This window comes from Umezakia ovalisporum Ak1311, assembly GCF_029891685.1.
GTDB classification, from domain to species: domain Bacteria; phylum Cyanobacteriota; class Cyanobacteriia; order Cyanobacteriales; family Nostocaceae; genus Umezakia; species Umezakia ovalisporum.
This window is the reverse complement of record NZ_JANQDJ010000074.1, coordinates 1-13,582: the sequence shown is the minus strand read 5'-3', so window position 1 is coordinate 13,582 and position 13,582 is coordinate 1. Positions and strand designations below refer to the sequence as shown.

12 protein-coding genes, 1 tRNA gene and 1 pseudogene are annotated in these 13,582 nt (G+C 41.8%); 5 read left to right on the top strand and 9 right to left on the bottom strand.

Annotation, left to right across the window (positions count from 1 at the left end):
- Nucleotides 1-279 precede the first annotated feature (279 nt).
- A complete protein-coding gene (locus NWP25_RS14360) occupies nt 280-942 on the top strand; it encodes a class I SAM-dependent methyltransferase (RefSeq protein WP_280651469.1) in 663 nt (220 codons plus the stop codon).
- 49 nt (nt 943-991) lie between these two features.
- On the opposite strand, the gene trhO is transcribed toward NWP25_RS14360, so the two are convergent.
- Nucleotides 992-1,885: an oxygen-dependent tRNA uridine(34) hydroxylase TrhO gene (gene trhO, locus NWP25_RS14355; protein ID WP_280651468.1), complete on the bottom strand. Its 894-nt coding sequence runs from the start codon at nt 1,883-1,885 to the stop codon at nt 992-994.
- Between the two features lie 59 nt (nt 1,886-1,944).
- On the opposite strand from trhO, the gene NWP25_RS14350 reads away from it, so the two are divergent.
- A tRNA-Ala gene (locus NWP25_RS14350) sits at nt 1,945-2,017 on the top strand.
- On the opposite strand, the gene NWP25_RS14345 is transcribed toward NWP25_RS14350, so the two are convergent.
- A complete protein-coding gene (locus NWP25_RS14345) occupies nt 2,018-2,653 on the bottom strand; it encodes a DUF938 domain-containing protein (protein WP_280651467.1) in 636 nt (211 codons plus the stop codon). It abuts the tRNA gene before it with no gap.
- Nucleotides 2,654-2,730: 77 nt separating this feature from the next.
- Between NWP25_RS14345 and NWP25_RS14340 the strand changes: the two genes are divergently transcribed.
- From NWP25_RS14340 to NWP25_RS14330, 3 genes are all read left to right on the top strand, one after another.
- Nucleotides 2,731-4,146, top strand: a complete 1,416-nt coding sequence (locus NWP25_RS14340; protein WP_280699645.1) for a 1-acyl-sn-glycerol-3-phosphate acyltransferase — start codon at nt 2,731-2,733, stop codon at nt 4,144-4,146.
- Nucleotides 4,147-4,237: 91 nt separating this feature from the next.
- Nucleotides 4,238-5,911: a DUF3352 domain-containing protein gene (locus NWP25_RS14335; protein WP_280651465.1), complete on the top strand. Its 1,674-nt coding sequence runs from the start codon at nt 4,238-4,240 to the stop codon at nt 5,909-5,911.
- A gap of 137 nt (nt 5,912-6,048) precedes the next feature.
- Nucleotides 6,049-6,969 (top strand): class I SAM-dependent methyltransferase, encoded by a 921-nt coding sequence (locus tag NWP25_RS14330; protein WP_280651464.1) that lies wholly within the window; start codon nt 6,049-6,051, stop codon nt 6,967-6,969.
- Between the two features lie 79 nt (nt 6,970-7,048).
- Here NWP25_RS14330 and NWP25_RS14325 read toward each other — a convergent pair whose 3' ends face one another.
- The 7 genes and pseudogenes from NWP25_RS14325 to NWP25_RS14295 all read right to left on the bottom strand — a co-directional run.
- On the bottom strand, nt 7,049-7,915 hold the full coding sequence (locus tag NWP25_RS14325) for a 6-carboxytetrahydropterin synthase (RefSeq protein ID WP_280651463.1): 867 nt from the start codon (nt 7,913-7,915) through the stop codon (nt 7,049-7,051).
- 208 nt (nt 7,916-8,123) lie between these two features.
- A complete protein-coding gene (locus tag NWP25_RS14320; RefSeq protein WP_280651462.1) occupies nt 8,124-8,822 on the bottom strand; it encodes a J domain-containing protein in 699 nt (232 codons plus the stop codon).
- A gap of 16 nt (nt 8,823-8,838) precedes the next feature.
- Nucleotides 8,839-9,801 (bottom strand): cysteine synthase A, encoded by a 963-nt coding sequence (gene cysK / locus NWP25_RS14315; RefSeq protein ID WP_280651461.1) that lies wholly within the window; start codon nt 9,799-9,801, stop codon nt 8,839-8,841.
- Between the two features lie 37 nt (nt 9,802-9,838).
- Nucleotides 9,839-10,276: an RrF2 family transcriptional regulator gene (locus NWP25_RS14310; protein WP_280651460.1), complete on the bottom strand. Its 438-nt coding sequence runs from the start codon at nt 10,274-10,276 to the stop codon at nt 9,839-9,841.
- Between the two features lie 165 nt (nt 10,277-10,441).
- Nucleotides 10,442-12,136: an iron uptake porin gene (locus NWP25_RS14305; RefSeq protein WP_280699643.1), complete on the bottom strand. Its 1,695-nt coding sequence runs from the start codon at nt 12,134-12,136 to the stop codon at nt 10,442-10,444.
- Between the two features lie 351 nt (nt 12,137-12,487).
- Complete coding sequence (locus NWP25_RS14300; protein WP_280651458.1) at nt 12,488-12,769, bottom strand: 4a-hydroxytetrahydrobiopterin dehydratase; 282 nt, start codon at nt 12,767-12,769, stop codon at nt 12,488-12,490.
- A gap of 644 nt (nt 12,770-13,413) precedes the next feature.
- Nucleotides 13,414-13,582, bottom strand: a pseudogene (locus NWP25_RS14295) (photosystem II D2 protein (photosystem q(a) protein)); the annotation flags it as partial.

Genomic DNA, 13,582 nt, shown 5'->3' with positions numbered 1-13,582 from the left:
TACCCCGGATGTAAGCCGAACGTACTAATTGAAGGCAATTATACGCGACCGACATTGTTATCCTCACACCTGACACACGCTCTTAATCTGACCACTGAAAACAAGTACACAACTCTCTTGGAATGTCAGGATTGCTCCTGTTCATCTGCTTTCAAGTTAACTATGAAATTGAGTAAATTTATCGTTCTTTAGATGGAAAGACAAATTAGCTTTTCTCACTCTTAAGGCGTAAAATAAATGAATTATAAGAAATAATTTGAACGTTAATTTCACTGAAATATGGCAAATCAAACACTGGGAATGGAACCTCAACTATATAACTACTTACTTTCCGTATCTTTACGTGAACCAGAAATCCTGTACCAACTCAGGCAAGAAACAGCCCAGCATCCCATGGCTAGAATGCAGATTGCTCCAGAACAAGGACAATTTATGGCATTGCTAGTGCAATTGATGGGAGCAAAAAAAACTTTAGAAGTGGGGGTATTTACAGGTTATAGTGCCTTAGTGGTGTCATTAGCACTACCACCACATGGTCGGGTAGTAGCTTGTGATCTGAATGCAGAGTTTACAGCGATCGCTCGTCGTTATTGGCAACAAGCCGGGGTAGCAGATAAAATAGATTTGCATATTGGCCTAGCAATGGAGACATTAGATCAGTTACTAGCTACAGGTGAGGCAGAGACATTTGATTTCGCCTTCATTGATGCAGACAAAAGCAATTATGATGGTTACTATGAGCGATCGCTGCAATTAGTCAGACCAGGGGGATTAATTGTGATTGATAATGTACTTTGGTCGGGTAGAGTTGCAGATTCCCAAGTTCAAGACAATCGCACTACCACAATTCGCGCCCTCAACGAAAAACTGCATCAAGACCAGCGAATTAATCTCAGTTTAGTTCCCATAGGCGATGGCTTAACTTTAGCCCAGAAAAAATAATTCTGGTTTCCTTTGATGTCAATTCTCTAAAAAACTCCTTAATCAGTAATTACAAATGAAGAGTTAATTGATATTGTTTCCACTTCTCTTGCTGACGTACCCTTTTTTCCTCAGTCACACTATCAAAACAATGAGGACAAGAAATACCTTCTTCATACTGAGGACAAGCCTTATCTTCCTCAGAAATGGGATGTCCACAACAAAAGCACAACTCATGACTACCTAACTCCAAGCCATGACGGACAGCTACCCGTTCATCAAACACAAAACATTCCCCTTCCCACAAACTTCTTTCGGCTGGTACTGATTCTAAATATTGAAGAATACCGCCTTTGAGGTGATAGACCTCTGCAAATCCTTGACCAAGCATAAAAGATGAAGCCTTTTCACAACGAATTCCGCCAGTGCAAAACAAAGCTACTTTTTTGTGTTGATTGGGGTCAAGGTTTTTATTCACATATTCCGGGAACTCCCGGAATGACTTGGTTTGGGGATTTTGTGCGTTTTTAAAAGTACCGATACTTACCTCATAATCGTTACGGGTGTCAATGACAATGACTTCGGGATCACAAATCAAATCATTCCATTCTTCGGGACTGACATAAGTACCCACCCGTTGATTCGGGTCAACTTCCGGTAAACCCATAGTAACGATTTCTGATTTTAGCCGTACTTTCATCCGTTCAAACGGCTGTGTTTCACTGTATGACTCTTTATATTCTAAGTCTGCCAAACGTGGGTCACAACGCAGAAACTCTAAAACAGAATCCACCCCTTGACGTGAACCCGCAATTGTGCCGTTAATACCTTCTGCTGCTAATAAAATTGTTCCCTTGATACCTTGTGATTGACAGTAAGACAGCAGAGGTTCTTGTTTTTCCTTAACATCCGGCAGGCTGACAAATTTATACAGGGCTGCCACTACTTGAATATTTTCTTGCATCTTTTTTAAAGCAATGATATAGTCTTTAACTAAAGGAGCAAATGCTTACTCTATTTTATGGGGGTTTAGCTCAGTTGGTAGAGCGCCTGCTTTGCAAGCAGGATGTCAGCAGTTCGAGTCTGCTAATCTCCACTATTGACAACGTTGAAACACTACAGAAAGATTATTAGCCGGCATCTGATAAATTTCCTTCAGGCTCAAATCCTGGGCGCTAGCAGCCTCTATGACATCCTGTAGATTACGCACACCCCAGGTCGAATTTTGCGCCCTCAAAGATTGATCAAAAGCTGCATTACTAGGTGCGGTATGCTCGCCGTTTTGTTTGAAAGGCCCGTACAAATAAAGTATTCCACCAGGAGGTAAAATTCGACTAGCACCAGCCATCAGTCCCAAACAAGTTGACCAAGGTGAAATATGAATCATATTAATATTAACTATGGCTACAATAGGTAAATCAGGTGCAGCATCTTTCTCTACTGTCCAAATCGGCATACTAGCATCAAGTTCTAAAGCCGGATCAAGATGACCTGATGGACATTTTTCAGCCCAGGCGTTAATACTAGCCAGTAATAACGGATTTTGTTCAGTAGGTAGCCATCGGCGAGGACTAAGACGAGGCGCAAAATATACAGCGTGTTCACCAGTACCACTAGCCACTTCCAACACAGTACCAGTTGCAGGTAACACTTGTAAAAGCACCCCTAAAATAGGTTCACGATTGCGCTGTGTCGCTGGCGCCTGTTTTCGCGCATCTTCCGGTGTGTTCATCTCCTATCCTTTGCGCTTTTGCGTGATACTAATTCTCTTCACCCCAACCAATCTTAAAACATAATCTGGAGAGTCACTTGCCTAAATCAATTCACTCCACCCAACCACCACTCAAATTTATTCCCCAACGCTTTAACCCACTCATACTACATATTTTTCGCTGGTTATTGCCTATTGTGCTACGTTTTCGCACCAGACCGTGGTTACCTGCTGGCATTGTGCAAGTTGAAGCTCAGAATGTAGAGATATTAGCCAAACTTTATCAACAATTCCAATCTGGTAATATTCGCTTTTTGATTGCATTTCGTCATCCAGAGGTAGAAGACCCCCTTTGCATGCTTTATTTACTTTCCCACATTTTGCCCAAAGTGGCACGTCAGCACAAGATTAAATTGCAACAACCCCTCCACAGTTACTTTCTTTATGACCGAGGTATGACTGTGTGGGCTGGAGATTGGCTGGGATGGTTATTCTCCAGAGTTGGCGGTGTCCCCATTCGTCGTGGTCGGCGATTAGATAGACAAGCCATTCAAAGAGCAAGAGAGTTGTTTAGTAATGGTGAAATGCCCATTGCTATAGCACCAGAAGGAGGTAACAATGGTCATAGTGAAATTGTTAGCCCCCTAGAACCTGGTGTAGCTCAATTGGGTTTTTGGTGTGTAGAAGATTTGCAAAAAGCCCACCGTTCTGAAGCTGTTGTCATTGTCCCGGTGGGTATTCAGTATAGTTACATTGAGCAGCCTTGGTCAAAGCTAAATTGGCTGTTAACTAAATTAGAAGCCGATAGCGGCTTGGAACCAGTTGATCAATCTGGGAGTAATAAACAGCGAGATTTATACTATCAACGTATTTGTCGCCTGGCTGAACATTTCATGACGGAAATGGAAGAGTTTTATCGCCGTTTCTATCATCAAGACATACCAAAAACTATATCTATTCATGCATCTGCTAGACCTAATGAGATCCTAATTGCTAGATTGCATCGTTTAATGGATAAAGCTTTACACGTCGCTGAACAATATTTTGCAGTGCAAGCCCAAGGAAATTTTATTGATCGTTGTCGTCGTTTAGAAGAAGCGGGTTGGAATTATATTTATCGAGATGACATAACAAATATTAACACTTTATCACCTTTCAACCGTGGGTTGGCAGACTGGGTTGCATCAGAAGCGGATTTGAATATGCAACATATGAGATTAGTGGAAAGTTTTGTCGCTGTGACTGCTAATTACATCCAGGAGAAACCCACTGCGGAAAGGTTTGCAGAAACAACGTTATTAATGTTTGATATGCTTTCTCGTATTCAGGAATCTACTCTTCCCGGTAGACCTCGTTTAGGTTTGAGGAAGGCAATGATTACTATCGGTGAACCAATTTCTGTAACCGAACGCTGGAAACAATCTCAGGGCGATCGCTCTGCAACTCGCCAAGCTATGAGTCAGTTAACAAAAGACACATACACCGCTTTGCAGTCGATGATTGATAATAATTAGTAAAGACAAAACTTTTATATGAATTGCCAGAATTTTTAAGTTATTCTGGGCAAGTTGAGCAGGAAGGTTTGAATAAACAAGGATAGTGAAGATGTTTGAACGTAAGGCAAATTTATTGGTTCCTGCTGTTAGTGCTACTGTTCTCGTCGCCGGAACTGTAGCCATGTATATGTACTTAAAATGGCCATCTGGAGATAGTTCCGGTGTAGTGGGGAGTGCTACATTAGTCCCTTCTACAGCACTTATGGCAACTTACATCACCACAGATCCACAAGCCTGGGCAAAGTTGCAAGAATTTGGCAATCCAGAAGCACAAAACCTCATAGCCAAAGGCTTAAAAGATTTTCAACAAGACTTTCCTAATCAAGGTAATTTTTCCTACGAAAAAGATTTAAAGCCTTGGCTTGATGGTGTGATGGTGGCTGTGCTACCACCCAGTGGTACTCGAGTAACACAATCAAATCAGCCCAACTCTAGCACACAGCCAGAGCCACAACCTCATATCTTGATTGTAGTAGGCATTAAAGATCAACTGAACGCCCTCAATTTCACTAATAAATTAAAATCACAACCAGGTGTCAAAGTTCAGGAATTTAATTACAAAGGTGAAAAAATCACAGAATTTAAAGAAAATGGCAGACTGACATATACTGCAATTTTAAATAACAATCATTTAGTATTAGCTCCAGAAAAACAACCTGTGGAAAAGGCTATTGAAACTTTTAAAGGCCAGCCTTCTTTCGCCAGCCAAAAAGTCGCCAATAACCTGCTAACAGCTAAGGCAAATGTGAAAAATATTCTCGCCCAAGTCTACATACCAGACTATGGGAAAATGATACAAAAATTCCTACCTACAAATCCCCAAACTGGGCAATTACCACCACAAACTCTCAAACAATTACAACAAATAAAATCTATGGTAGCGCTTGTTGGGGTTGATGATCAGGGCGTGCGAATGAAGGCCATCGCTAATTTAAATCCACAATCAAATACATTCCAGTATCAAACAACTCCAGCAAAAATAGTCAGTAAATTACCTTCAGATACCTTTGCTTTGATTACTGGTAATGCCATCAGTCGTAGTTGGTCAGCCATAGTAGCAGAGTCTCAGGATTACCCAGAACTTAATCAAATATTACAACAGCTGCAAACACAAGTAAACCTTGTCAATATTGACCTAGATAAAGACATTTTTGGCTGGATGGATAAAGAATTTGCCTTTGGTGCTATTCTGTCCTATCAAACTAGTTCAACAAATATAGGATTTGCAGCAGCACTACTATTAGAAACAAGTGATCGTCAAACTGCAACAGCCACATTTAGCAAACTGGATAACCTCGCCAAAATTCAAAAAATCAACGTCACCACCAGAAATATTGACGGTAAAAATATCACAGAATGGCAAATCCCCGGACAAGAAGCTTTATTAGCTCATGGTTGGCTAGATAAAAATACCGCATTTTTGGCAATTGGTGATTCTGTGGCTGAAGCGATCGCCACGAACAAAACCCCTAAACTAGATAGTAGCCACAGCTTCAAAGCTGTAACTGATTCACTACCAAAACCCAATGCAGGTTACTTCTATATAGATGCAAAACAAACTGCATCCTTAGTCAATCGCTTTGTGCAAGAACAAGCTCTCACATCCGAGGCTAACACGGTCCTAAGTGCTATTCATGGTTTTGGTGTCACCGCCTCCAGTCCCGACAAATCTACCGCTGAATTGGAGATGTTGTTGGCTTTGAAAGCCAAAACTGCCCAATAGGCAAAACTTTTTAACCACCTGACCTACTTTGGCTACAACGTAGAATTTAAATGCCCAATCAGAGACAAATCAAGAGCTAGACTAGTCTGAGATAATTATGTCATAAGTAAAAAGGCTGTTAAACGCAAACAAAATTTATGACTGGTGCTGCAACAACTACTCCTGGTCTAGCTTCCCGCTTGGTGAATGGTATTCTGGCTATCAAACCTTTAGCCAATCTGGCCAAGCATCAAGCTAGACAAATGATGATTAAACGCGCTGAAAAAATAGGTGTTCCTTGGACAGAAGAAGTAAAAATATTACAAGCCCGTGATTGGACACAAGAATTAGCTAAAGTTCACAATCCTCAGATTTCTTATCCAGACTATTACCTCAATTCATTCCATGCTTACGAAAATGGTAACCTGAGCTGGCAAGCCGCTTTTGAATTAAAACCTGCGGCTCATGCAGTTCACGCTAAAATTTGGCAAGATACTGATGCCCAAGGTGATACTAAACTACGTCAAAGTTACCACAATATTCTCAAAATCTCCCTCCCCCATATACCCCAAGATATCCTAGATGTGGGATGTGGTGTAGGATTGAGCACCTTTGCCCTTCAAGAAACTTATCCCCATTCTCAGATTACAGGTTTGGACTTATCTCCCTATTTTTTAGCTGTTGCCTATCACCGCGCCCAAGAGCGTCAAGGGAAAATCAATTGGCTTCATACTGCAGCAGAATCTAATGGATTACCAGATGCTAGCTTTGATCTAGTCTCGATTTTCTTAATGTGTCACGAATTGCCACAGTCAGCAACTAGAAATATTTTTGCCCAAATGCGACGGGTCCTGCGTTCAGATGGTCACTTAGCAATTATGGACATGAATCCCCAGTCCGAAATATATCACAAAATGCCCACCTACATTTTGACACTACTCAAAAGTACTGAACCTTATTTAGATCAATATTTCAGTTTGGATATTCACCAAGCCTTGCTTGAAGCTGGTTTTCAAGTTCCCACCATCACGAGCAACACCCCTCGTCACCGCACCATAATTGCTCAAGTAAGACCCTGACCCACCCGCCTTTAAACTTTCCTCAAAATTTTCCCTCTCCTACTCAAGAAGAGGGATGAGCGGAGAGGCTGATGGTTTTTTACACTAAAACTGCCTCACATTGTACTGTACTGACAGTATCAGCATCTGCTTCTGTGCAATAAATTTCACAAGAGTTATTGGGACTTTCGATTAATTTGATTTTGCAAAGCGTAGCACCCAATTCCTGAACAGGCGATCGCAGCAAATTACTAATGTAAAGTGCGATATTCTCAGCAGTGGGGACAACTTCAGCAAAGAAAGGAATGTCTTTGTTTAAAAAGCTGTGATCAAATGCTTCCACCACATCATCTTGAATGACCTGATTTAAAGCACCTAAATCTACAATCATCCCTGTGCGGGGATCAATTTCTCCTTTGACAGTCACTTCCAGATGGTAATTATGTCCGTGACCATGAGGACGGGCGCACTTACCATAAATTTGGGAATTTTCTTCGTTACTGAGTTGAGGATGAGCTAACCGATGGGCGGCGCTAAAGTGAGTACTGATGCTGAGGTAGGCTTCCATTTCCTTTCCTATATAATCTGCCCAAAGTTCAGGATGTTCAAATAACTGTACACGCACCAAAGGTAAATGCGGTGCTAAACGCTGCCAAATCACCCTTGCTATATTCTCCGTAGTAGGTAGAGTTGCTTGAAATTCTGCCCACACATCATTGAGGTAAGAAAAGTCTAGTTGGCTGGTAACTTCGCGCTTAATTACGTGTTTCACATCAGACAAGTTGAGTACCATGCCATATTTATCCAATTCTCCAGCCATGGAGATAAATAAAACATAGTTATGTCCATGTCCGGGAAATCTGGAACAAGCACCAAATTTTTCAATATTCTCGGCTTCACTCAGTTCTGGTAACCAATAGCGATGACCAGCCGAAAACTGAGCGCGGCGATTAACAATACATTGCATGAGTACACTGGGGACAAAATTTAAAATTTCTTAAACTTTCACTATTTCCAGCATAAACCAATTTTAGCCCAGGTCAATGACTGTTCAGTGCAGAGCAAGCTATCCATCACCCAAGTATTCGCTGATATTTTTGCTCACTGTTCCCTAATCTGTCACTTGTAAAATAATCAACTGTTTTAGTATCGCCGCACCACTCTCCCTAGAGAGGTCAACGCAAGTTTTGCACCTCATGGTGTAATCTGGCGGCTATGCGGAATAATTCTTGTCCTGTATGCAAATAACGCTCATCGTAGCTTAAAGGAAAATAACCTAACTCCTCCACTCCATCTGCTACTTGACTGAGACTGTGGTAGAGATAAGCAGCTGTTTTCGCTAAACTGGGGGGATTTGGCAGAGATTGAAAAGTCAGCTGGGCTTTTTTCAAGTCTTCTCCACAGGCGTTTAAATATTTTTCAAATTGTTCTATTAACTGATCATCAAAGGGGTCGGCGGCTAGTTGCTCTATTTGCTCTTCTAGAGAACTGAGAATATTATCAAGCAGCTCAATAACTGGTTGATAAACCAAGCGTAACCATTCCTCAAGGTATTCATCAGCCTCTCGTCCGGTTTGCCTGGTGGCCTGGTAATGTTTTTGAGCCGATGCAGCACGCTGTTGATAGCTGCTATTTAATTTTTGAGATTCTTCTTGCAGTTGTTGGTCATAATCAAGACGATTTTGAGTATCACCTAAAACCTCATAAGCTGCATTGATGCGAATAATCTCCTCTTTATCTGCTGTTTGCTGATTGCTGTCCGGGTGGAACAACTTGACCAAGCGGCGATAAGATTGCTTAATCTCGGCTTGAGTAGCATTAGCATTCACTTTGAGAGTTTCATAGTGATTAGAAACGTGTTTAGAATCGACCATTGATCTAATGTAACGTTTAGCTCATGCTAGCAGCTACTTTAGCTTCCAAGTCTTGGAACAAAGGTGTACTTAAATATCTTTCTCCAAAACTCGGCTGAATCATAACTACTAACCGTCCCTCATTTTCTGGGCGTCGAGCCACACGAATAGCCCCACATAAAGCCGCACCAGTGGAAATACCAGACAGTAGCCCTTCTTCTCTAGCTAAACGCCTACTGTAAGCAATCGCTTCGTCATCAGTGACGGTAATTACTTCATCAATCAGTTTTACTTTTAAGACTTGAGGCACAAACCCAGCACCAATACCTTGGATTTTGTGGGGGCCTGGTTGTCCTCCCGATAACACCGGGCTATTACTCGGTTCTACAGCGACAGCTTTAAAGCTTGGTTTCCGAGCTTTAATAACTTCCGCTACACCTGTAATTGTACCACCTGTACCTACACCTGCGACAATCATATCTACCTGTCCATCAGTATCTGACCAAATTTCTTCAGCTGTTGTTTCCCGATGTACTTGAGCATTAGCCGGATTACGAAACTGCTGCAACATATAACTATGTGGGGTAGTTTCCACTATTTCTTGGGCGCGGCGAATAGCCCCACTCATGCCTTCGATTCCCGGTGTGAGTTCCAATTCTGCCCCATAAGCCCGCAACATTGCCCGGCGTTCTCCACTCATGGTTTCCGGCATTGTCAAAATTAACCGATAACCTTTAGCAGCAGCGGTCATAGCTAGAGCAATACCTGTATTTCCCGATGTGGGTTCCACCAACACAGTTTTTCCGGGAGTAATCAATTTTTCTGCTTCTGCAGCATTGATCATACTCACTCCAATTCTGTCTTTCACTGATGCCGATGGATTCATACTTTCCAGTTTCAGGACTATTTGCGCCACACATCCTTCGGCTCGAGGGATGCGGTTCAACTGTACCAGGGGTGTACGACCAACAAGTTCTGTAATGTTACTGGCAATCTTCATAACTATTCCTGACTTAATTAACTAAAAATACTTGAGACTAAATGTAGTACATAATATCCAATTGCCGACGGGAATCTCTTTTGTCACAAAGATCCTGAAGTGTGTAATTTTGTAAAACTAAGTTTGCCGCCTGACATGCTTCTTGCCAAATTTCTTTAATCACACCAACGTCTATACTGTTCGGGTTGCTATCTTCTTCACATCTCCCCACATCTAAACCTTCCAGACATTCTAAAACATCGAATACTGTGATTTTCCAAGGTTCGCTGGTCAAAAAATAGCCACCTTTGGAACCGCGTTGACTCTTGACTATACCCCCGCGTCTCAATGTAGCCAGTAACTGTTCTAGATAGCGGTCGGGTATGTTTTGCTGTGCCGCCATTTGGCGAATTTGCATCGGTTCCCCGGTTTGATAATGACTTGCCATCTCAATTAGGGCGAGAATAGCGTATTCAGATTTACACGATAGTTCCACAAGCAGCAATATTAAGTAAGGGATTAACAAAAAGTCTTCACTCTTTCTAGTATACTCCGGTTCTCCACTGGGGTTTGTTCTTTACTCTGATTGACAATAAAAAGCCCCGCTAATGCAGGGCAAAATCAAGTTTAATTAGCAAATGTTTAGCAGATTTTCAACACTCTAGAAGGTGAAGGTTGTTCTGAGAGTACCGATAAACGCATCGTCGTTCTGGCTCGTCTGACCAGGGTTGGTTACCCAAATCACCCCAGGAGTAACTGAGACGTTATCAGAAAGGCGATATTTATAGAAACCTTCAACTTGGTATGGAACTTTGTTAAAGCCAGTTTGGACACTGCGTGCATAGGGTTGAGCACCTGCAAAAATACCCAATACGTTACCTCTCTTACCAAAGTCAGGTAAAGCTACCCCTACTCCATAACTCCAAACATTCTTGTCATCACCTATGCCAAAACCTGTGACATCAGTGTAAGACACAAAGCCGCTCACTGACAACTTGTTACTGGGTCTGAAGGCTGCTGAGAGACCATATGAGTTGGTTGCAGATGGGTTTTGCAGATTATTGGCTATGCCAGTACCCACTACGGGACTAGTGATGGAACCTGCATCAAATAATTGACTACCTGTTCCATGATAACCATGAACGTAAGTAGCAGCTAAGGCCAAGCGATCGCCCAGACTAAAGTTTAACTGCCCTAAAGCAGCATAGTTACCGTTGAATACACCTGATCCAGCACTTGGACTATTCGGTTCTGATCCCAAGTAACCTACAGTTAGCGAACTAGGTCTCAGGATACCCCCACCCTGACCAAAGGGTAAGGTAAAGGCAATACCTGCACCACCACCAATTCTATAGATGGGATTTTCGGAAGCGAAGGGAGACAAAGCACCATTACCACCATCGTAATCCTCAAAGTAAGGATTATTAGTGGCAGCGTAATCGCTATGAATACCTCCGGTAGCTGCAATGTAAACTTGTGCCGGTCCAACAGGAACGTAGTAAGATAGCCAGTCTATGATAACGTTGTTATTTCCGGTATTACCGAGGTTAAAAGTTTGGTTACCTTCACCAACTGCCTGAGAACCCAAATTCAGTCTTTCAGCGTTACCAGAAGCAAGACGCGTGTGTAAAACGTCTCTACCAGTGAAACTCGTTTGCAAGTCCAAACGGACTCTGTTTTGTAAGACGGTGTTATTATTGTCACCTGCTGTGTCGCCAAAGGCATCGGTAACAGCAAAAATTGCTTCACCAACCAACTTGGTGGTAGTGGAGAATTGATTGGCTTCCAATTCAGCCGCCCGGGCTTCTAGAGAATCTACACGACCGCGTAGAGTTGCCAATTCAGCCGAAAATTCCTCTTGTAAACGCTGTAAGGTAGCTAAATCTTGTCTAGTCACCATGTCAGCTGTTGCTGTGGCGATCAATTCATTAACTCTATCCAAACAAGCATTCAAACCAGCAGCAAATTCGTAACGGGTTAAAGCCCTGTTACCGCGATAAGTCCCATTTGGGTAGCCAGCAATACAACCATAGCGCTCAACTAAAGACTGCAAAGCTTGGAATGCCCAATCTGTCGGTTGTACGTCAGAAAACTGGGAAACCGATGTTACTTGAGACAAAGTATTATTTTGTCTACCTTCGTTACTGTAACTCTTAACTTCGTTAATAACACTGGTGTCGTTAGTTGCTTGAGCAAAAATTTCTGGTTGTTGAGCAACTTCAGTAGCGGTTTGTTGTTCAATTGCCGACACTTCAGTGGTGGTACCTGGAGCTGCAATTGCTGCCACAGAAACTAACAATGTTGCCCCCAAAACTGCTGGGCTTACCACCAAAGATTTCCACAAGATATTAGACATTTTCACTTTTTCCTCACACCTTGTATAGATAATTGTTGTTGTTGCACTTACTCTCAATAATGAATCCAAACTATTGTTGAAATTTTTGATGAGTTATAATTGCTACTACCACAATTTTAGTTTTTGCAAGGCTAATAACTAATTAACTTAAGACTTAAAAATTAAATTAATCTGATTAACTAATGCAAAAACACAACCTTATAAAACAATATTATAAGGTATCTCAAGTATATGGCAAGATATTAGCCATCGCTTCATTGCCTTACACATACAATCATCTAAAATGATTAGACGATCCGACGGTTCATATGTTCCCCGCTCTTCTCAATTCTTTTTCTGAGCAAAAAAATTTCAGCTGATTTGAGAAATTATTTCAGCTAGCTCAAAGTCATTTTGAGTTAACCCACCTGCATCATGTGTTGTCAAGGTGATAGTGACTTTGTTGTAAGAAATTTCTATGTCTGGATGATGCCCTAATGATTCAGCAGGTTCTACTAGCTTATTTACAAATTCAACTGCACCAATAAAATCTTTTAATTTACGGGTAGTTTGCAACTTAGAAGCCTCAACAGTCCAACCTGACAAACGGCTTACCTGTGCTTGAATTTCTGTATCAGTCAGTAGTTGCGCCATATCAAAAAATTCCTGTTTACGTTTACAATCAGTAGTGTCCCAAGGCCCTATTTTCCCAACAGAAGATATGAGCAAATAGCTGGGTTTATTTATGTTAAGTATAATATCCGGGACGAAATCTACAGAAAGCTAAATTTGTCTTTTTACAAAACAGTGTATCGGGTGTTTTGACCATCTATGTGACCGAAAATTTAGGTTTAAAACCTCGTCTTTTAAAGCAGCAAATCCTTGAGCAATGCAAAGATTCCCATAAAAAACTATCCGCTCTGATTTAGACCAAGGGGCTTAAATCAGAGCGGTCTAGCGGGTCTTCAGGTTGCAACCAGACTGCCGGAAGGAACTCCGAGCTTTAGCCTAGCTACTTGAGCTAACTTAGTCTCTCAAAGTGACTAAGGCTAACTTCTAGAGAACAGCCCCGGCACACAGCCGGCTAACTGCAACCTGATGACCCATGGGTTTACTACTATCTATCATGGGCATCACCTCCTTGTTGCCTAAGTGGTCTTAGTCTCAAAAGGACAGAGCATTTAGCTCCGGGTTGTTAACCTAAAACCAATAATAACACATAAATCTCACTTGGAAAAATAAATAAACCCCACCTTTTGGCGGGGTCTAAATGAAAAATGGGGAATGAGGTTTAAATCTTACAGAGCGTTACCGCGGGGTAGAACTTCCTCTGGGAATACGAATTGTTTGTGAGGCTGATCCTGAGGAGCCATCCAAGCCCGGATACCCTCGTTCAGCAAAATGTTTTTGGTATAGAAAGTTTCAAACTCTGGGTCTTCTGCTGCCCGTAATTCTTGGGAAACAAAG